Here is a 21053-nt window from a genome sequence, read left to right as displayed (position 1 = left end):
AACTATCATGGCTTATGAAAAGAAAAGTATCAGAGATGTAATAGAGGATATCAACTCAAGAAAAATATATCTACCTGCGATACAGAGAAAATATGTCTGGGGAGATGATCAGATTGTCCGACTTATGGACTCTATTATGCTTGGGTATCCTATAGGGACTTTTCTGTTTTGGAAGGTTAAGAAGACGGTAATCAATCAAAAAGAATACTCTATGTATGAGTTCATAAAAGATTATCATGACCGGGATATGTACAAGAATCCTTCAGCCCCTCAACCATTTCCAATAGGAAGTCCAGATGAAACGATATGGGCCGTCCTGGATGGGCAACAGCGTTTGACGTCCTTGTATATCGCTTTACAGGGAAGTATGAGCAGAAAGCTCCCTAACAAGAGATGGAAGAATGACGATGCTTTTCCTAAAAAGGAATTATATTTTGATTTGCATAGCGAAAGAACTGATGACGACGATATTTCATATGAGTTTAAGTTTTTGACCAAAGAGGATGCTGAAAATCATAAAGATGGGAAACTTTGGTTCTTAGTTAAGGATATTTTGAAGTATTCAGCGGAGGATTTGGTTACGGAGATAATTCTTCCTAATGGGTGGGCGACAGATAAAATTGCTAGTAAGAATATCTCATTGCTCCATACAAGGCTGGTGGGTGACCAGATAATCAATTATTTTGAAGTGGAAAAAGATTCTATCGACAGCGTCCTGGACATATTTGTAAGAGTTAACTCTGGCGGAACTGTTTTATCTAAGAGTGATCTTTTGTTTTCAACGATTGTATCTCACTGGGATAAAGCGAGGGACGAGATAGATAAGTTACTTGCTGAAATAAATAAGACGGGTGAGGGCTATAAGTTTACAAATGATTTCATTATGAGAACTTGTCTTTATTTACTTGATATGTCAGTTACATTAAAGGTGGAGACATTTAAGAAAGAAAGCGTACTACAAATTAGAGATAACTGGGATAGTATAAAAAAGGCTATAAAGGATACTGTTAACCTTTTGAATGAATTTGGATTCAATTCTGAGAATATCATTTCATATGTTGCGGTTTCACCTATGGTTTACTATCGCTATAAGGGTGGCAACTATGATGCCGAAAGCAAAGCAGAATTAAGGAAATACATTGTTATTGCTCAGGTTAAGCAGATATTTGGTACGGCATCTAATTCTGCGCTTACAGGCATAAGAGAGGCATTAAAGAAAGCTCCGGCAGATACGTTCTCTATGAACAATCTTAAGGGTGTGAGATTTACTGGAGATAGAACATTGAAGTACACGCCGGAGGAAGTGGATGCAATGTTTGATAGCTACGAAATAGGTGCTTATACATTCATGCTTCTGTCCCTTCTGTATCCGAATCTTAAGTATAGTCAGAAGGGCTTCCATCAAGATCATATGCATCCGTATACAGGATTTGAAGAGGAAAAGATTAAAAATCTAGTTCTTCCAAATGGAAGTGTGATAGATGATGATACAAAGGAAGATTGGAGAAGGCGGAGGAATACACTTGCTAATCTTCAGTTGCTTGAAGGAAGGGAAAATGAGTCAAAGAATGCTACGCCACTGGTGGAATGGCTTAAAGAACCAGAAAACAAGGATAATGTGAAATATCTGCCTGATGGAATATCGTATGATCTGTTCAACTTTGAAGAGTTTATGCAGAAGAGACAGGAATTGATGAGTATGCAGCTAAAAACCATTTTGGTTTGACATAAACATCAGGATAATCAAACTTTTTGAGGGTTTGCCAAGCATTTTGAGGGTCTGACTTGAGGGTCAGGCCCTTTGCACTGCTTGCAATTTGTGAAAGACCTAAAATGTCATTTAAGGAAGGGGATAGCTGTGAAGAATAAAGTGATAGTAAAAGACAAAGATGAAAGGAGTTCTCATGCAAACTTTATCGAAAATATAATAGCAAAATACGCTTATGAAATTGATTTTGATTTATTACCGGATCCTGATGTCTATCTTCAAAGAAGATATATATATGAATCTTATAAGGCGTATATGAAGTTCCGTAATAGGGAAACGAAGTAGAACATTGATGGATAGCATGAGGTGTGATAAAATGAATTCATCTATATGAATGTTATATAAGTGAACAGCAAGCGAGGTATCACTCATGATTATCAGTGAAAGAATTATAAAGGTTTTGAAAGAACGCAATATGACTCAGGCGGAGTTTGCAAAGCAGGTAGGTATTTCAACCAGTACCATAAGCGAATGGAAAAAGAGAAAGACTAATCCTACTGTAGAAAAGATAATGGACATCTGTAATGTTTTGCAAATTACTCCTGAGCAACTTCTTACTGGTAAAGGAATTGAGGATGAAGAGGAAATTGCTGTAGCAAGTCCTGAAAACAAATTTACTCCCGGGGATGTTCATATGATTGAAGATTATCATAATCTCAAGGAAGAACAGCAGAAGCGTCTTATGGCTTATATGGAAGCACTGAAGAAGATAGAAAGTCTTGAAGATATGTAGTCTCAAAGGGCCAATATATTTAGACTTAAAAATTGTAAAAAACGGAGGAATAGTTTTATGGATAGTTTTGATAAACAGATGGAAATGGTTCTTTATCATTCTGCTGAAGGGGATGTTTCTGTAGATGCTTATATTGTAGATGAGAGCCTTTGGATTACACAAAAATCCATGGCAAAACTTTTTGGGATTGATAAATCAGGTATAAGCAGACATTTAAATAAAATATTTAAGAGTGGTGAATTGAAAAAGGAAGTGGTTGTTGCAAAATTTGCAACAACCAATCCTCATGGTGCTATAGAAGGTAAAACTCAAGAAAATGATAGCATGTATTATAATTTGGACGCTATTATCTCCGTTGGATACAGAGTGAATTCAATTAAAGCAACCCATTTTCGTATCTGGGCTACAAAAGTCTTAAAGGAATATATGACCAAAGGATTTGTTCTTGATGATGATAGATTGAAACAAGGAAAAACTGCTTTTGGAAAAGATTATTTTCACGAATTGTTGGAACGAGTTCGTTCTATCCGTGCTAGCGAAAGGCGTATATGGCAACAGATTACTGACATCTTTGCGGAATGCAGCATTGACTATACTAAAGATTCAGAAGTGGCATATCATTTCTATGCCACTATACAAAACAAGTTTCATTACGCAATTACTAATAATACAGCGGCTGAGATTGTGTACAAATCAGCAGACCATAATAAAGAACATATGGGACTCACTACATGGAAAAATGCACCGGATGGACGAATTTTAAAATCTGATGTATCTGTCGCAAAAAACTATTTGGAAGAGAAACAGATTCGACAATTAGAGCGTGCAGTTACAGGTTACTTTGATTATATTGAGGATCTTATTGAACGAGAGAATGTATTTACCATGGAAGAATTTGAAAAAAGCGTTAATGCGTTTCTTGAGTTTAGACAGTACAAAATATTGAAGGACAATGGAAGAATAACCCACAAGCAGGCGATAGATAAAGCTTATAAAGAATATGATACGTTTAATAAGACCCAACCTATTGAGTCAGATTTTGACAAAGCAGTTAAAAAAATGATAGGTGAATCAAATGGAAAAGAATAAAAAGATTAAGGTCTATTTATATACCCGTGTTTCCACATCTATGCAGATAGATGACTATTCTTTGGATGCACAGAAATCAAGAATGAAAGCTTTCTGCGAATTTAATGATTATGAAATCGCCCGAGAATATGAAGATGCCGGCAAGTCCGGTAAATCAATAGAAGGGCGTGTAGCTTTCAACAATATGAAGATATGACTCAAGATTCGCACTTCCGGTTTATGGTGATAAAGGAAAAATGTCAATCCGATATTTGAAAATAACGCGTGACTTGTCTTATGTTTTCTTATTCGCGTGCGATTCGAGAAGGTTAATAAATGAGCGAGATTATATAGAGGTGTATTTCGTTGAATAAAGTTGATAGAAACAGATACAAAGAATATATTAAATGTGCTAACGAATGCCCGGCTAACCGGGTTTATCCTTTATCAATTGCGACCGGGACTCAGGATGGAGATATTTATGTTGATGGCAAAGGCTGTGTATTGTTTTGGCATTATTGCGGCTTTGCGTATATCTCCGGGGATGTGAGCACAGATGTTCTTGAAGAAGTATATCGAAGTTTTTTGGTGTCTGATACGGAGCGAAGATTTTTACTCATTACAGATTTGAAGTCTGTTTCGGACTATTATTCAGGCAGAGACTTGCTCCGAGTTGATAAAAGGATTGAATACACGCATGGCGGAATCATTGAAAAACAACCGGAACTTGATGCCGGCTTTGTTATTGAACGCATAACTGCAGTCAATATAGGTGTCATTCAGGGAAGGATTACGCCATCTTTTTCATGGAAAGATAGAGATGTATTTTTGCGGAACGGATTTGGATTTATGGCCAGAAGTAAGGAAGATGGCAGTTTTGCAGCCGTGGCGTTTTCAAGTGCGGTCGGTCCGGAGGAAGTGGATATTGGTGTTGAGACAGCTGAAACGCACAGACACCATGGTCTGGCATCCTATCTGGCATACAAGATGTGTGAGGAAATCATGCGGCAGGGCAGAAGACCTGTATGGGCTCATGCTGAAACGAATACAGGTTCACAGAAAACGGCTCTCAGCGTCGGATTTAAGCCAATCGGTATAAATACGGTAATCCAAAAGAAGTAATATATTTAAGTCTCGCATATAGCGGTAGATATTATGAAACTCGGTTGCTCAAGTAAACAACAGTCGAGACGGTTGTACTTCTTTCCCAACTTCGCCAGAAGCCGGATGATTATATTCATGTAGATGTGGATGTAGCTGAACTGGAAGGGGCTTCTGCTGAGACAAAGGCAACCTACGAAAAGATAAAGAAGTATGTTGCAGAGCATAATGATGGGATGAAGGTTTCGAGTCTTTATATAGCTCAGGTTAAGAGAAAATGCGGATTGAAATTGGCAGAAAATTTTAATCTGCCTAAGTCTGAGGATGCTAGACAGCCACAGTGTCCGAAGGAAAAGGAAGATGCTATTGTGGAAGCACTGAAAGCGTTTAAGATGATATAAGAAATTGGAGACTGACAAATATGCACGATATTACAGAGTTTCCTGCATGGGAGAGATTGTTAAAAAATAGTATGGAAACAGCTGGGTAACATAGAAGGAAAAAAGATTCTTGATTTTGGTAGTGGCGAAGGAATTACTTCAAATCACTTTGCTGAGAAAAATGATGTCACTGCCATAGAACCATCTGAGAAAATGCTTTCTAATGCTTGGAAAGATAATGAATACAATCAGATTGTCGGAGATGTTAATGCTTTGTCTATGTTTGAGGACGAGACTTTTGATATTATTATATGTCACAATGTGTTGGAATACATTGATGATAAAGAAACTGCGGTAAAGGCTTTGACGAGAGTTCTAAAGAAGAAGGGTGTTTTGTCCATTGCAAAGCACAACAGAGTCGGCCGCGTAATTGTGAGTACTTTGAAATTCCATATATGACAGTAAGTGACTGGGAGCATGGCAAAAAGCGTGTTACTAAATACTTGCTGCGGCTGCTGGTATATTATGTGCGGATGGAGCAGATGAGACAAGAGAAGAAAGAAGATTAAAGTGGTCGAATTCGACTACTTTAAGGGCGCTAATTTTGTGATTTTGAAAAGGGGTGTATAAACAATGGATAAAAAAACTATTATGACTATGAAAAAGACCTTTGATGATATTATGCATATAACAGAAGACGGAAGCGTTGAATTTTGGTATGCAAGGGAATTGATGGAGTGTTTGGGGTATGCAACATGGAGACGTTTTAAGGAAGCTATTGAAAGAGCGAAGGAATCTTGTGAAAGTGCAGAAATAGAGGTGTCTGACCATTTTGCCGGCGCCGGCAAAATGGTTGAGATAGGTAGTGGAGCCATGAGAGAAAAAGAAGATATGATGCTTACCAGATATGCATGTTATCTTATTGCTCAGAATGGCGATCCGAGAAAAGAGGAGATTGCCTTTGCACAAAGTTATTTTGCGGTTCAGACAAGAAAACAGGAACTGCTTGAAGAAAGAATTGCGTATATTGAAAGGACTGAGGCAAGAGGAAAACTTCGTGAATCGGAGAAAAGATTATCACAAAATATCTATGAGCGCGGTGTAGATGATGCTGGTTTTGGTCGCATTAGATCAAGAGGCGACCAGGCTTTATTTGGTGGAAAATCGACACAGGATATGAAGAAAAAATTAGGAGTTAGTGATAAAAGGCCTTTAGCTGATTTTTTACCAACGCTGACAATTGCGGCTAAGAATCTTGCAACTGAAATGACAAATTACAATGTTGAAGAAAAAGATTTACAGGGGGAAGGTGCAATTACGACTGAGCATGTACAGAATAATTTATCTGTACGTGAAATGCTTGGCACAAGAGGAATTAAACCGGAAGAACTGCCGCCTTCGGAAGATATTAAAAAGTTGGAAAGAAGGGTTAAGTCCGAGGAAAAGAAATTGGCAAAGGAATCTGGAAAATTACCACAGGACGGGGAGTGAAGCGCGTTAAGACGCATAGCCTTGAACGTGAACATATTTTGACAGGTATCTTAAAGTGCCCAGGATGTGGTGCCAATATGTACGGCAATGTAAATCGTAAGAGACATCCAAAAGGTGGTACTTATAGAGATTATTTTTATTATGCCTGCGAGCATCCCACCGGTACCACAGGTCATAAGTGCGATTACCATAAGCAGTGGGGACAGGATATTGTAAATGATGCAGTAGCTGAGCTGATGGAGAAAGATATGTCTACCAAAGAGAAGATACTGGATGCGGCATTAACGTTATTTGACAGAGAATATCCTGATGAAGCAAACGGGATAACACATGTATCGGTAATATACCAATTGTTATGAATAAATTTTTCGGCACATCTATTTCAGGTGTCTTATGTGGGTGTGCGATATTATTATTCTTGGTGTTCAGGCTATTTTTACTGATCACAGATTAGTGCTTTATGGCATTATTTTAGTTGTCATTTACACCATGACACTGGATAAGACTTCTTCAGGATGTGGACCGCGGAGTTACAGTTATGTATGGTCGCACAGGATATCTTGGTAAAGATACAGAGATTTGCCTTTCAATCGTTTCTACACGTGAGCTTGCAAAGGCAGAACGACTTGTCCACCAAATAGATCCGGAGGCATTTATTATTGTCAGTCGTGTATCTGAGGTAAAGGGACGAGGATTTACAGAGCAGAAAAAGTATTTATAAATATTGTTGCATAATACTCAAAGAGGAAGAATGCCGGTAGATTTATTACCGTATTCTCCCTCTTTTTTTTGTTTCATCTGCTGAAAATGTGAACATTCTGTGAATTTTCGTTGATTTTGATTTTGGGAGGATGATAGAATTTCTAATGTTTTCGCGTTTTTTTCTGGTTTTAGCATAAGAAAAAATTTTTTTAAAATTTTTTTTATTTTTTTAAAACCTAATCACTTTTTGAATTGTCTTATTAGTATGAGGGCAAGAAAAGAGGTGATTTTGAATGAATAAAAATGGACCCTAATCCAATGAATTTCTTTTATTCGTTGGTTAAAAGTGAAATGAATACTCAGTTTTTATCAAAGTATCAAGCGGAGAAAATATTGAAAAAGATTTTAGAAGTAGTAGGAGGATAGTATGGATATACTACGTGCGGTAGCACTAGCCAAGGAAGGCAATAATGAAGGAATTACATATTTGTATGAGAATACCTATCAGAAGAGTTATTACATAGCTCTTAAATATCTTAAGAATGAGGATCTTGCACAGGATGTTTTACAGGATTCATATATAAAAGCATTTCAAAATTTAGAACAGTTAGAGGAAGTATCAAAGTTTGAAGCATGGTTTGGCAGAATTGTTACCACACGTTCTTTAAATGAATTAAAGAAAAAGAATCCAGTGTTATTCTCTGAAACAGGGAACGAAGACGAGGGTGATATTAGTGATACTTTTGAGGATGACAGGGTTGATACATGTCCCGAATTGGCAATTGACCAGCAGGAGACTTCAAGATTAATCAGAGAGATGATGGCTGAACTTTCTGATGAGCAGAGAATGTGTATCACAATGTTTTATATGGAAGAAATGTCTGTTAAGGAGATTGCTGAGACATTAGGTGTTTCAGAGAATACAGTTAAGAGCCGTCTTAACTATGGACGTAACAAGATTAAGGATAAGGTTCTTGAACTTGAAAAGAAGGGAACTAAGCTCTATGGTCTTCTTCCAATGGTATTCTTCTTTGCACTTTTCAAGAAGGATGCACTTGCATGCGAAGTTGCTGTACCAGCAGCAAGTTCTGTGCTTAGTGGTGTTGGAGCCGCAAAAGGAACTGCAACATTAACAACAGCTGCAGGTGCTACAAAGGCTGGTTTGGCTATTGGTGGGACAACTATCTCTACAAAGGGTGTTATTGCTGGAGTGACTGCGGCAGTAGTTTTAGCAGGAGGAGTTGGTACTGGTGTTTATCTGAATAATAAAGATTCTGAAACTGAGTTGAATCATGTTTTTATAGATTTTTATAATCAAGGTTCATATGTTGCAATTAATTGGGGAGAAGCTATTGTTACTTATGAGGATACACAGGAACAGGAAACTAAATTTTATATTACTACTTCATCAGAGCCGTTTGTGGATATGAGTGATTATTTTTCAGGCGGATTAAGCAATCTATATGAGGATGGAAAAACACCGCATCTGTATGCAAAATCATTTGATGGAATTACATATTTAACATTTGATAAGACATTTTTAGGAATGACAGATACTGAAGGTAATTTTCATGGCAGATATACCATAGGTTGGGTTGAAGAAGATAATACTGTAAATAGTATGGATTTTATGGATTATAGTGTATTTGTAAATGACGAGGAATGCCCTATCAGTGAATATATTGATGAACCTGTTACAAAGGTATACTTGGAATTAAAAGATAGTGATTTTGAATGTTCTGATTGGGTTGATATCACGACATTAATTTCAAAACATCGTGGAATAAAGGAGGATTTTGAGTACTCAAAGAAACACAGCAAAGAGTGGGTTGCACTAATCAATGGAACAAATGAAGTCTTGCCTGAAATTCCACAGGATTTGGAATTGGCAGTAATGGAATCTGGAAATCAGTCAGATATTGACGAATATAATGTTTCAGAAAATGAAGCAGAATTAAATGCTGAAATGCCGGAAGATAATGTAGATTCTGGAGTGATCGATGAAGGCTTTGTAGCTGATTCTAATTATGTTGATATTTCCGGTAAATACACATCAGATAAAGGGAATATGATAAGTATCAGTTTATCTACTGATTATGATGGCGTATATCCAGATGGTGTAATCGAAGGTGCCGCTGAAGATATTAACTTTGGTTATATGCATTTGGAACCCACAAGTATCAATGTATATGAGGTTTGGAAAAGTTGGCAGCAGCCAGGGGGAATTGGCTATGTACTAACTGGATGTGATGGCGGTGATACTGTACGACTTTATAAGGATGGAAAATTGATTGAGACATTTAAATTGGTTCAACATTATGAATCATAAATTAGGATGTTTTTAATAGTAGATAGGAAAGATATATATGAAAAATATAGTTTTGTTTAGTTCATCAGTTCTTGCGTGTCTGTTTGGAACTATGGCATTTATAGTAAATTTGGTTCATGCTTTGATTTGTGGCCTTGGAAAGGCTTTATTGAAATTGGTTAAAGTGTACATGGTTGTTCTTTTGCCTGTATCAATGATTATGTTGGCTGTTTTGCAATTCGAAGACATGTTTTATGAAAAAGGAGCTCTTATTACATTTGGAACACTTATTGGAGGAGGAATACTTGCTGTCTTTGTTTTTCTCTTTTTCATGTCTATTCTTATTAGTTTGTTTGGATTTATTCCTGTGATGCTTGCTACGCCATTGGTATTTTTAGTGGGAATTATTGAGAGTATTGCAGATCATTTTGAAGATAAAGCTCTTGGGTATATGGATAAAGCTTTAGGAAAAATGGGAATAGAGAGAGGAAATTAGAATGGAACCTATTGTAATTAGAGAGGTAGGGACACTTGATAAGACTCAAGTTCCTGTTGAGAAGATAATAAAGAATGCGGGCATCTTATGGCCTTGGTATATTTTTATTGGGTTATATAAGATATGCAAGACTGTGGTTAAGAACTTAAAGTGGTTGGCGATTCCAAGCGCATTGCTGACAGTTGTAATTATTAACATTGTTGTTCCACAACGTTGGAGCGTCATACCAACGCTGCTTGATTTGTTAAATATCTTTAATAAGTATAAGTGGATTGAGTTGCTTGAAACTTTGGGAAATATGAAAATAGATGGCATGTCTCAATATGAGCTTGTAGCAACTTCTATTGGATTAGTGCTTCTTACTTTAATTATAAATATTACACCTGCATACTTTGTTGCTGAGTGGATTTATCATTTCGGTAGGCTTTTAAGTGAAAATATTGGATGGGAGTATTTTGATACAAAGATTTGCTTGATAAAGGTTTCAATGCTTAACAAAAGAGAAACGACTTCCACTGAATTGATAAAAGATATTGTTTTGAGTTTGATTTGTATAGCTATTTTAGTTTTGGCTATGGTTTTTATTCCGGCAGGAATAAAGTATTTATTGCATATGCTGAGCGTGATTACAGGGTATGGATTATAAATATGTCTATTGAATTAATAATTTGAAAGGAAAATAATATGACAAAGTTTAATGGAGTAGTAATTGAAAATGCTGAGATGGCACAGGAGTTTATTGATAAATTTGAGATGAGAAAGAAAAGATGGATGATTGCATTTGCTGCATCTATTGTTTCACTTATCTTTTCTTTAAAGTTTTCCCGTATTACTCCGGGTGTATATGCTAATTTACCTATTATATTTGGTATAACCAGTACTATTATTATTTTAATTATGGGACTTGATAAAATGATATACTTTTTATCTTTGATTAAGAACGCTTGGATTAGAGGATGGGAACAAGGCGGTGATGGATTTGTTTTTTCATTCCTGAGTGCTTATTTGTATGCTGGTTTTGTAGTAAGTTTTTTATGTGCATTTTACTATGTTTTTCCCTTTTCTGGAATATTAATTAGTGGAGTATTTTTATTAAGAGCGTATCGTGGATGTCAGGAGATAATTCAAATGGAAGGGTAGATTTATATATACTGAGGAGAGAATAAACATGATAAAGAAAATTATAACTATTTTTTGTGTGTTACTATGTGTATTAAGCTTTACAGGGTGTAAAGATTCGAACAATGCAGAGTTGGCTTCCGAGAATGAGGAATCTGTAACAGGTACACCAGGAGAATATAAGCACTATGCTGCTTCTGCAGAATGGTCAAATTATAGTGTTTCGGATAGAGCAGTTCAAGTTGATGATGTTCTCTATGTACCAGGAATGACACTAGAGGAAGCTCTTAAAAAGGTTGAAGAATCAGAAGTAGATTATACCTATGACTTTATGGATGATAAGGAACCATATGATCCAAACAGACTTGTGGATTATAAGGATAGAGTGATGATCTATAGAGATGGAAACGAGTGGATAGAGTTAGATGTATATAATTGCTATGATGAGGAGACACCGATTTCGCAGTTACCAATAGTTAATGTATGTACTTTTTCAGCAGCTACTTATAGCCACTATCTAAACGGAATGAGTTATCAAGAGATACTAGAAATGAGTAAGGATGATGTGATTGCATTAGCTGAAGAAAACTTTGAAAGTGTTGATTTTGAAGAAACAGAGGACTCAATTACAGATGAAAATCATGAATTGATACATTGCACATTGCTGAAGTACACATATTATCCTAGGACATTTAAGAATGCAGAATGGACTGGTTATTATATAAGCACTGGTACAACTTATTTGTTTTATATTGACCCTGATACTTCAAAAGTTATATCGTTTTGGCAGAACCAGGTTCCATACTGTAGCAGTAGTAAGCTGAATTAAAGCAATCAAAAGGAAAGATACCCAATTAAGGTTTGAGTTCTTTCGTAAACGTTCAAGCAAAGACACATATAAGTACAATAAAAAAATCCAGCGACAGGCTATTTTAAGCCTTTGCTGGATTTTTTAGATTCTCTGGTAAACTTGGTGACCATGGCAAAAATTTTTTTGCATCTTTTTTACTGAGAGATTTTTTACCACGACAGTTTTCCAGGATGTATTTAAAATACTCTTCTACATTGAGATTATTCATTCTTGCCGTTTGAACCATGCTGTAAATGATACAGCTTGCCTTGGCTCCATTTACAGTGTCATGGAACATCCAATTTTACGGCAATAACAAATGGATTTACTAAGAAAACAAATAAGACTCCTAAATCGGAGATAGAGTTGGCAAAGTTTAGACGAGCGGACTACTATGGGAGGTATGGTAATGGAGAAAAAAGTGATTTTCAAAGAAGACTGGCAAAAGATTTGAAGAATCCTGATTAAAAAAAGAATGGGAATCTTTAGAACTAGAATATCAGATTCAGGCAGCTCTCTTGCAAGCGAGGATTGATGCAGATATGACACAAGCTGAATTACCGAGATAATGAATTCCACAGGAATGAGTAGGCGTACCTATTATCGATACAAAGCTTATTATGATGGACTCCATAACATTAAAGGGAATAGATAAAATGCAGGCCTAAGGATCACTTCATTATTCCATTTTCAAAGTACCTAGACAAAATTATACTTGTATATTTTACAAATGAAAGAATTCCTGCTGAATTGGTAAACGCGGCTGGTGCCTGCTTGGAAACGGATTTTGTTGATTCTCCATAACTTCCGCTTAAAATATTGGTGCGATAATGATTATATAGTAGTATATAGATTATATAGAGTTATACCATCAGGAGGGGGAAGTACCATGCACTTCGTAGATGCAAAAGGAATACTGGCAACCAGCGGTGGTCATTGCGGAATGAACATATATCGAGGATGCACACATGGCTGTATATATTGTGACAGCCGAAGCAAGTGCTATCAGTTCACTCATCCATTTGAGGATATTGAGGTAAAGCAAAATGCACCTGAGCTGTTAGAGCGGGCACTTAAATCAAAAAAGCACCGATGCATGATTGGAACAGGTGCCATGTCGGACCCATATATGCACTGCGAAGAGGAACTAGGTCTGACAAAAAGGTGTCTTGAAATCATAAAGCAATACGGCTTTGGGCTGGCTATACAGACCAAGTCGGATAAGATTATGAGGGATCTAGACCTTTTGGATGAAATAAATCAGACTGCAAAATGTGTGGTCCAGATGACACTGACCACCTACGATGATGATTTGTGCAAAATATTAGAACCCAATGTCTGTAATACAAAGCGACGCATTGAGGTGTTAGAAGAAATGCAAAAGAGGGGCATACCCACTGTTGTCTGGATAACTCCCATACTTCCATTCATAAATGATACTGAAGAAAACATCACAGCCATTTTAAATGAATGCATTCGCATTGGTGTAAAGGGGATTATTGATTTTGGAATGGGACTGACCCTTCGTGAGGGAGATAGAGAGTATTATTATGCAGCACTAGATAAATATTTTCCTGGGATGAAGGAAAGATATATTAAGCAGTACGGAAATGCGTACGAGCTGCCAAGCCCTAACGCCAAAGAATTAAGAATGCTATTTCAAAAAATCTGTAAAGCAAATGGCATTTTGTCAAACCCGGAGGACTGCTTTAGATATATGAATGAACTGCCAGAGAAGTATTCTCAGATGAGCATATTTGACCTGTAAAAAGGGGAATAATAAAGGCTGCTATGAAACGTAAATTTTCATAGCAGCCTTTAAAAATGAAGGAGTTGTTATTTATAAGTATATGTACCTACACTATACTTATCACTTGAATTGCCGGAAATATAGTAGCCAAGTCCGTCAGTGAAGCCGTCCTTTAAATCTATAGTCTGATTTCCGTTTCCATCACTAAAAATTAAACCAGTGATGTCGGTTGGAACTGTAATCGAATAAATTGATTCGTTGTAGTTGTTCTTTGTCACATATGTCATTGCCTGTCCTGGCCAATTCATATCTGCAGAACCACCCCATGCATATGCATACACATTGTTCCAATTATAGTTGTTTGAAAAATAAAGTGTCATATCCTTAATCACAGGATTAGGATTAGAGTCTTTAAGTAAAACAGCAATACCTGTTGAACCAATATGTCCTTTAATCTGTGAGTCTGTAACTGTAAATGTGCCGCCACTTACCTGATCCTTATAAGTGCCTGGCTGAAGAGTGCTGCCTGGATTTTGAACTGTAATATCCTGATTGCTTCCAGAACCTAGTGCGATTGAAGCGCCAGTTTCTCTAGAGAGGATAGCAGTATTTCCAGAGGTGCTATAATATTCCTTTTGACCTACACATTCATTGTGAAGCTTGTTTACAGCAGCTACTTCCTTGCTCTTAAAGTGAGTGCTGCCCTTTGCACCAATTTTGATTGAGTGCTTGTTTGTCGCAGAAGGTCTTGAGAAATAAAGTGCTGATGAATTTGACTTAGCTCCAAGGATGGCATAAGCTCTATCAACCTTGTTCTGGTCAATATATTTTGTCCAACCTTCTTCAGTTTCATCATTTGAGAATGTATCGTGACTTTCTGCAAAATAAACCAGTTCGTTGTCATCGATGCCGCTGACATTTACCCAGCTACCATAAGAGGTAGGAACAGTGCCGTTCTTGAAAGCACCCATAACAGTTGAACTGTAAACTGAGTCTAAAACAGACATATAGTCGGTGTATTCGCTCATGAGACTATTTGCTAATGATGTGTTTCCTCCTACAGGAGTATCTAAGATTTCGCCGTAATTGAAAAGAGAACTATCGATTACACTACTCCAAAAGCCGCATGATTCTGATGGAAGTGAAATGTGTTTTGCTGCATCCCATCTGATTCCGTCAACGCCATCTGATTTAAGCTGAGAAATATAGTTTCTCACTTTTTCCTGTACATAAGGGTGTTCAGAATTCAAATCTGCCATACCGATGTCTTTATGAGTGATTTCGTAACGATTGTTGTAGTCAATTCCTGATGATAAGTTGTGCCAATATTGAGAATCTCTAAGGCTGTTATCGATGTTTGTGTGGTCCCCTGCTAAATGGTTTGCCACAACATCCACAATTACTTTAATGCCATAGTTGTCAGCTGCGCTACATAGTCTCTTAAGGTCGGCTTCAGAGCCAAGGCCTGCGTTTGCCACATAAAATCCGTTTGGCTGATAGAGATAATACCAAGCTGATCCGCTGGATGAATTGGCTGGCTGTGCTGGAGAAGTTTGGATAGATGTGAAACCGGCAGCAGCGATATTTGGAAGTTCATCAATTATCTGCTGATAGGTCCAGTCAAAGCAGTGCAAAATGTTGCCATCTTTGATATTGGTAGCCAGTCCATAACTATTTGTTGCAGCTTCTACTTCTGTAGCATTTAATCCAAATCCGCCGAAAACGATTCCAGAAGCTAAAGCAAATGATAATAGTTTCTTAAAAACACTCTTGTTATGCATTTTATAACCCTCCCAATTTTTTCCCAACAATATTTATTCTCCCAGATAAAATATTATCTGGCGTTACATTTCTTCTGCGAGCCCCAAATGGCTACTCGTAGAAATTTTATATGGGCCCCATAGCGGTGCGCAAACGGTTTCGCAGCCCCTCAATCATGGAAACGTTTCCAGCCACCATCTGATATTCAAAATAAATGATAATGCGCATGTGTGTCAATATGGGTGGATGTTTTTCGGAAATAACTACAAATACGTTTTGTTATATTTGGCTATAATTACACTAATTAGCGCAACGGTTGCGCAGAATAGAAGCGTGATTCGTTCTGACCAAAATATTGAAATTATTGGCATAAAATCATAGAAAACCTCCTCAATAAATAAAACTTACACGCAATTATTTAGCACAAAACCGTATTTTATTCAATATCAAATATTGTATAATAGAAGTCAGGTAAAAGGAGAGCGAGCAAATGTTATACAGAAAAGACAGATATGGAAATGATATTTCACAGCTTGGTTACGGCTGCATGCGTTTTACAAAAAAGGGCACCGCTGTTGACTATGAAAAGACAAAATCTGAGATTATTCATGCCATAGAGGCAGGCGTTAATTATTTCGATACCGCCTATATTTATCCGGGAAGCGAGGAAGCTCTGGGAAGGATTCTAGAGGAAAGTGGTCAGCGCAAAAATGTTAATATCGCCACAAAGCTGCCACAGTATTTGATGCGCTCAAAGGAGCAGATAGAAAAAACCTTCAAAGAGGAATTATCTAGGCTCAGGACTGATTATATAGATTATTATTTGATGCACATGTTTACTGACTATAGTGAGTGGGAGCATCTGAACACATTAGAAATCAAACAGTGGATTGAGGATAAAAAGGCTAGTGGAGCTATTAGAAATATAGGCTTTTCATATCATGGGGACACAGAAATGTTCCTCAAAATCTTAAACTCCTATGATTGGGATTTTTGTCAGATTCAGTACAATTATCTGGATGAAAATTCCCAGGCTGGCCGCAAAGGTTTGATGGCTGCCGCTGAAAAGGGGATTCCTGTGGTAATTATGGAACCACTTAGAGGTGGAAAGCTTGTAAATCTTCCTGATAAAGCAAAACAGCTTTTGGCTGCCTCCGACAAGGGCTACACTCCTGCAGAATTGGGCCTGAAATGGCTATGGAATCAGCCTCAGGTTACCTGTGTGTTATCAGGAATGAATTCCATGGAGATGCTTGATGAAAACGTAAGGATTGCATCAAATACCAATGCAGGGGACTTTAATGAAGATGATTTCACCCTGGTTGAACAGATAAAGACCATTATTAAAGAGCGTGAAAAGGTAGGCTGCACAGGCTGTAGATACTGTATGCCATGCCCTAAGGGAGTGGATATTCCAGGCAATTTCCATTACTACAACCTGATGTATATGGAGAAAAAATCGGCTGCCAGATTTGAGTTTGCACAAAACATGGGGCTTAGAAAAGAGCCAGGCTTTGCATCCCAGTGCATTGGTTGCGGAAAATGTGAGCAACACTGTCCACAGCATATAAGTATCAGGGAAAAATTAAAGGAGGCAGACCGAGATTTGAGGCCACTTCCATACAAAATAGGTATTGATATTTCAAGAAAAGTATTGATTAAATAATGGATAAATATACAGGCTGTGAGGTAAATTATGCCCCACAGCATTTTTTGTATCAAATTTCACATTATATTCACATAATACACAACAATGAGAGGAAAAATTTTGATAGATTAAAGGTGTATGGTGCACTATTGTTAGTTTTCTGTAAAGGTATAATTATTTTGCGTCTCAAGGAAACGATTAGTAAACAGTTAAAATATTATAAAGATGACAATTATGTTATTGGCAAGTATTTTAGAGAATGCATGGATACTATAGACGATAATAATTTATACATGCTTAGAAAAAGCTGCATGTATATATCTATAGTTTATATTTTTATGCTTACTATTTCTGGTTTTCTATTGGATAATTTCCACGTTTCTTTAATTCATCTTTCCCCTGTTCCGTTGCTTGTGATATATCTGTTTATCAATATTTACACTTTAAAAAACAAGGGGCAGATTAGCACTGCCAAAACTGCGGCTATTTGTTGTACTTTTTATTTTTTCCTTGGTGTGATTCTTGCTGCAATAGACATATTTGAAGCACCTGCCGGACAGGCGATTTGGCTTCCAATTGCCGTAATCGCACTGCCTATGCTTTTCATCGACAGAACCTACAAATACTGTTTTGAGGAAGCGGTAGTTCTATCAATTCTTCTGATTTTCTCATATATTGCCAAACCAATAGACGGCTTTATCCGTGATTTATATATTTCAATTTGTGCCTATGTGATTTCATTTATCTCTGCAAGAATCATTTTGGAGATGAGAGCAAGAGAAACTTTGTCAATGAAGGAAGTCACAAGACTTAGTGCGCTGGACAAATTGACCCATGTGCTAAATAAAAATGCATTAATTGAACACATGGATTGCTATTTTGAGAAGAAAAAGCCAGAGGAATCCTGCGCTATGTGCGTCATCGACCTGGATGATTTTAAATATGTAAATGACAATTTAGGTCACAGTACAGGCGATATGCTTCTGGAAAGAGTGGGGCAGCTTTTGATTGAAAACTTCCGTGCTTACGATATTGTGGGACGTTACGGAGGCGATGAATTTGTAGTTGTGATGCCTAGAATGTCAGATGAAAACATTTTGCATTCCAGATGCACAGCCCTTCAGATGTTTATAGGTGACATAAATCTAGGCGGAGAGCATAGAGTTACTGCAAGTATTGGAGCAGTAATCGGTTCAGGTGATTTGAAACGAGAGACCATTTTTTCATTGGCGGATGATGCCTTGTATAAATCAAAAATAATAGGGAAAAATTGTTGCACAACCTGGGTAATTGAGGATGACATAGTAGATAGAGACTCACTGCTGATTATGAGCAAAGAAAAGCATGAAGCAGTGGCTAGATTATTTGAAGAAGAGGGCAAACGATTCCACGTAATACATGCGGCAAACGATGATGAGGCTTTACGTGTGGTTAGCAGGTATCATGACCAGATAAAAATCATTATGATCGAACTGGATATCGATGAGGGCTTAGGAGTATTCGCAATCAAATATCTTAAGCAGCGAGAGTCCTTTGCCAAAATTCCAGTTATTGCAGTTGTAAATACCAAAAAGGCAGAAGCCTATGCAAAGGAACTAAAAGCAGATGACATTCTGGCAATGGATTTGCCTGATGAGGAATTTCATAATGCTGTGACCAGATTATCTGGCCGCTAAAGTGGAGACAGGTAAGTATCTGCCGCAAGAATAACAGTATCCCCAGGCTTAAGTGATAAATCTGAAGTAGGAACAAGGGCTTCGCCATCGCGCATAATCACACATGGATTGAAGTGGTCTGGTGTGCCAATTTCTGATACTTTAAGTCCGTTCCAGCAGTGAGCATCGTTGACTTTGACAGTGAGCATATCGATGTGCTCATCGTTTGCAAATTTGGCCTGAAGCTTTGCCTTGGAATAGTGCTCAACAAAACCAGCACTGATAATACCTGTTGGAACAGCCACAACACCCACACCTAAAAAAGCGGTGCAGATAGCCATAATCCTACCCATGGTAGTGACTGGATAAAGATCACCGTATCCAACGGTCAGAACAGTAGACACAGACCACCACATTCCTGAGAATGCATTTTTGAAGGCATAAGGCTGGGCCTCGTGCTCGGCATAATAAATGCCTATAGAGCTTGCCAGCATCAGAATCATGATGATGACAAGTGAAGACCAAATCTGGTTTTTCTTTTCCTTCATGACAGCAAATATAATGGCGAATGAATCGTATTGACCATTAATTCGAAAAAGATGAAAGATTCTTATAACTCGAAGAATTCTAAATGCCACAAATCCTGAAAGAAAGAAAAATGGAAGAATAGTGAGTAAATCTACAACGCCATCGTAAGATAATAGGAATTTTATGATGGCGTTTTTGTGTGGAACTTCAGGAAAAAGATAATCGGCAGTCCAAATCCTAAGAGCGTATTCCACGCAGAATATGAGAATAGTGATGAATGAAATGACATCAAAGACAGGATAAAATGGAGCCAGCTGATCGTAAGTTTGTAGCACCATCACTAATATATTTAGACAAATTGTAATGGTGATAAAAATGTCAAAGGCCTGACTTAAAATATCCCCCTTATTTCCAATTTGAATAATATGATAAATTCTTTCTTTGCTTAGTTTTTTCAACTTCACTTCTCCCGTAGAAATCGATTATTTTAATTTTAATCCATAGTAGTTTGCGATGCCCGTTGCGTCAGCTATACCAAGCTCCTGGTATTGCTCAGGCGTGCTCAAATGATTTGTCAAATCGGACTCGTTGGTGCAGAATCCATGCTCAACAATTACGCAGGTAAAGCCTGCGGTTTTAGATTTGTTGATAAGGGCATAGTAGTCCTTGGCTGAGCCATCAGGATAGGTACTTGACGACGAATCTCTGGTAACAATGCCGGTTCCGTTAGGGCAGAGTTTCCAATCGTTGATATTCAGGCCTGTAGTCGTAAGCTGGGTAAGAATAGACTGACCAAGGGCGATTCCTTTGTTAGAAATATCAGGTTTATAGTTTTGATTTGGAACGATTATTTTAGAACCGTTTTGTGTGACATCCAAATCAGGATCATAGTCGTTGTGAAGTGAAACCAGCACATCAGCCTTAACAGATTTTGCAAAGTCCACCCTATTAGAAAGGCAGTCGGCCTTGTTATTTTCCTCAAGACCATAAGGGCACTCAAAGCCGTAGCGTGTCATATACACGGTGACATCATTGTATTTTTCCAGCTCCTGCTTGCAGTAGTAAGCGATATATAGATTCGCAGTTTCCTCAATAAATCTGTCAGTATGGCACCCAAAATGCGCTGAGTCGTGGCCAGCATCCAACACAACAACTATGTTGTTTGATTTAGTAGATTTGGCAGATTTTTTCTTGGCATCGGCGGTGGTAGAAGAACCGACCACACCTGTCACAATGATTGAGGCGCTAAGTAAAACTGCCAATAGTTTTTTGTTTAAATTTTTCATACAACTCATCCTCGTTAGAATTCAAATCTAAAAATATTTTAACATTCACATCTTTCTTTATCAATTTTATGTTGACATGCACCACGCATAGGTTTAGTATAAACACAACTTAATAAAAGATAGAGGTTGCGAGAAACATTAGTAATCTCATTGATGGGACAGGCCCAAGTGATATGAGATAAAAGGGAATTTCGCCGAAAGAGTGCGTCGTCTGTAGACGTAAGTCTTGGGCATACGGATAACATCCGTATGACTGTCATTTAGAAATAAATGGGGAGCTATCATGATAAATCGTAGAACGTAAACGCAAAAAGCTGTCCATTTAACGTGGGCAGCTTTTATTTTGTTGTTTGTCTAAAATTTAAATGAGCCGGCCGTATCGCTATATGCCATTTTTAATGAGTATAGC

At 37.5% G+C, this 21053-nt stretch carries 21 protein-coding genes, 2 pseudogenes and 1 riboswitch; of the genes and pseudogenes, 20 read left to right on the top strand and 3 right to left on the bottom strand.

Going from position 1 to position 21053, the window contains the following annotated elements; genetic code table 11:
- Nucleotides 1-7: 7 nt before the first annotated feature.
- The 18 genes and pseudogenes from BLV53_RS10895 (at nt 8) to BLV53_RS10810 (ending at nt 13784) form a co-directional block, all read left to right on the top strand.
- A complete protein-coding gene (locus tag BLV53_RS10895) occupies nt 8-1726 on the top strand; it encodes a DUF262 domain-containing protein (RefSeq protein ID WP_090300752.1) in 1719 nt (572 codons plus the stop codon).
- 132 nt (nt 1727-1858) lie between these two features.
- The gene (locus BLV53_RS10890; RefSeq protein WP_090300750.1) at nt 1859-2053 is read left to right on the top strand and encodes a hypothetical protein; all 195 of its coding nucleotides are present in this window, start codon (nt 1859-1861) and stop codon (nt 2051-2053) included.
- An 85-nt stretch (nt 2054-2138) separates the two neighbouring features.
- The gene (locus BLV53_RS10885) at nt 2139-2501 is read left to right on the top strand and encodes a helix-turn-helix domain-containing protein (protein ID WP_090300748.1); all 363 of its coding nucleotides are present in this window, start codon (nt 2139-2141) and stop codon (nt 2499-2501) included.
- A gap of 57 nt (nt 2502-2558) precedes the next feature.
- A complete protein-coding gene (locus BLV53_RS10880) occupies nt 2559-3590 on the top strand; it encodes a virulence RhuM family protein (RefSeq protein WP_207646235.1) in 1032 nt (343 codons plus the stop codon).
- Nucleotides 3577-3777: pseudogene (locus BLV53_RS10875) on the top strand (recombinase family protein); the annotation flags it as partial. The gene BLV53_RS10880 and the pseudogene BLV53_RS10875, both read left to right, overlap by 14 nt.
- A 158-nt stretch (nt 3778-3935) precedes the next feature.
- The gene (locus BLV53_RS10870; protein WP_170830831.1) at nt 3936-4691 is read left to right on the top strand and encodes a GNAT family N-acetyltransferase; all 756 of its coding nucleotides are present in this window, start codon (nt 3936-3938) and stop codon (nt 4689-4691) included.
- 59 nt (nt 4692-4750) lie between these two features.
- Nucleotides 4751-5071: pseudogene (locus tag BLV53_RS10865) on the top strand (hypothetical protein); the annotation flags it as partial.
- 66 nt (nt 5072-5137) lie between these two features.
- Nucleotides 5138-5509 (top strand): class I SAM-dependent methyltransferase, encoded by a 372-nt coding sequence (locus BLV53_RS10860; protein ID WP_330388359.1) that lies wholly within the window; start codon nt 5138-5140, stop codon nt 5507-5509.
- 174 nt (nt 5510-5683) lie between these two features.
- Nucleotides 5684-6541: a DNA damage-inducible protein D gene (dinD, locus tag BLV53_RS10855; RefSeq protein WP_090300744.1), complete on the top strand. Its 858-nt coding sequence runs from the start codon at nt 5684-5686 to the stop codon at nt 6539-6541.
- Entirely contained in the window at nt 6538-6900 is a 363-nt protein-coding gene (locus BLV53_RS10850) for a recombinase zinc ribbon domain-containing protein (protein ID WP_242879087.1), read from the top strand. Before dinD ends, BLV53_RS10850 begins: the two co-directional genes overlap by 4 nt.
- A gap of 158 nt (nt 6901-7058) precedes the next feature.
- Entirely contained in the window at nt 7059-7262 is a 204-nt protein-coding gene (locus tag BLV53_RS10845; protein ID WP_278335392.1) for a YitT family protein, read from the top strand.
- Nucleotides 7263-7670: 408 nt separating this feature from the next.
- Nucleotides 7671-9572, top strand: coding sequence for an RNA polymerase sigma factor (locus BLV53_RS10840; RefSeq protein ID WP_090300740.1), 1902 nt, complete (start codon nt 7671-7673; stop codon nt 9570-9572).
- 37 nt (nt 9573-9609) lie between these two features.
- Nucleotides 9610-10047: a hypothetical protein gene (locus tag BLV53_RS10835; protein ID WP_090300738.1), complete on the top strand. Its 438-nt coding sequence runs from the start codon at nt 9610-9612 to the stop codon at nt 10045-10047.
- A 1-nt stretch (nt 10048) separates the two neighbouring features.
- Complete coding sequence (locus BLV53_RS10830; protein ID WP_090300735.1) at nt 10049-10693, top strand: hypothetical protein; 645 nt, start codon at nt 10049-10051, stop codon at nt 10691-10693.
- Nucleotides 10694-10731: 38 nt separating this feature from the next.
- On the top strand, nt 10732-11187 hold the full coding sequence (locus BLV53_RS10825) for a hypothetical protein (protein ID WP_090300733.1): 456 nt from the start codon (nt 10732-10734) through the stop codon (nt 11185-11187).
- A 28-nt stretch (nt 11188-11215) separates the two neighbouring features.
- Nucleotides 11216-11995 (top strand): hypothetical protein, encoded by a 780-nt coding sequence (locus tag BLV53_RS10820; RefSeq protein WP_090300731.1) that lies wholly within the window; start codon nt 11216-11218, stop codon nt 11993-11995.
- 285 nt (nt 11996-12280) lie between these two features.
- On the top strand, nt 12281-12484 hold the full coding sequence (locus BLV53_RS17845; RefSeq protein ID WP_442960181.1) for a type II toxin-antitoxin system RelE/ParE family toxin: 204 nt from the start codon (nt 12281-12283) through the stop codon (nt 12482-12484).
- 421 nt (nt 12485-12905) lie between these two features.
- Nucleotides 12906-13784 carry an SPL family radical SAM protein gene (locus tag BLV53_RS10810; RefSeq protein WP_090300726.1) on the top strand — a complete coding sequence of 293 codons (879 nt, stop codon included), beginning with the start codon at nt 12906-12908 and terminating at the stop codon, nt 13782-13784.
- A 68-nt stretch (nt 13785-13852) separates the two neighbouring features.
- Here BLV53_RS10810 and BLV53_RS10805 read toward each other — a convergent pair whose 3' ends face one another.
- Nucleotides 13853-15547 (bottom strand): alpha-amylase family glycosyl hydrolase, encoded by a 1695-nt coding sequence (locus BLV53_RS10805; RefSeq protein ID WP_090300724.1) that lies wholly within the window; start codon nt 15545-15547, stop codon nt 13853-13855.
- A 470-nt stretch (nt 15548-16017) separates the two neighbouring features.
- On the opposite strand from BLV53_RS10805, the gene BLV53_RS10800 reads away from it, so the two are divergent.
- Nucleotides 16018-17193 (top strand): aldo/keto reductase, encoded by a 1176-nt coding sequence (locus BLV53_RS10800; protein WP_090300722.1) that lies wholly within the window; start codon nt 16018-16020, stop codon nt 17191-17193.
- Nucleotides 17194-17438: 245 nt separating this feature from the next.
- Nucleotides 17439-18851: a GGDEF domain-containing protein gene (locus tag BLV53_RS10795; RefSeq protein ID WP_170830829.1), complete on the top strand. Its 1413-nt coding sequence runs from the start codon at nt 17439-17441 to the stop codon at nt 18849-18851.
- Here BLV53_RS10795 and BLV53_RS10790 read toward each other — a convergent pair.
- Complete coding sequence (locus BLV53_RS10790) at nt 18848-19822, bottom strand: ion transporter (RefSeq protein ID WP_334292409.1); 975 nt, start codon at nt 19820-19822, stop codon at nt 18848-18850. The genes BLV53_RS10795 and BLV53_RS10790 overlap by 4 nt on opposite strands.
- An 18-nt stretch (nt 19823-19840) precedes the next feature.
- Nucleotides 19841-20644 (bottom strand): N-acetylmuramoyl-L-alanine amidase, encoded by an 804-nt coding sequence (locus BLV53_RS10785; protein WP_170830827.1) that lies wholly within the window; start codon nt 20642-20644, stop codon nt 19841-19843.
- Nucleotides 20645-20756: 112 nt separating this feature from the next.
- Nucleotides 20757-20933: riboswitch (Lysine riboswitch) on the top strand.
- Nucleotides 20934-21053: the final 120 nt, after the last annotated feature.

This window comes from Pseudobutyrivibrio sp. ACV-2 (genome assembly GCF_900107545.1).
Lineage (GTDB): Bacteria > Bacillota > Clostridia > Lachnospirales > Lachnospiraceae > Pseudobutyrivibrio.
This window is presented reverse-complemented; position numbering and strand designations above follow the sequence as displayed.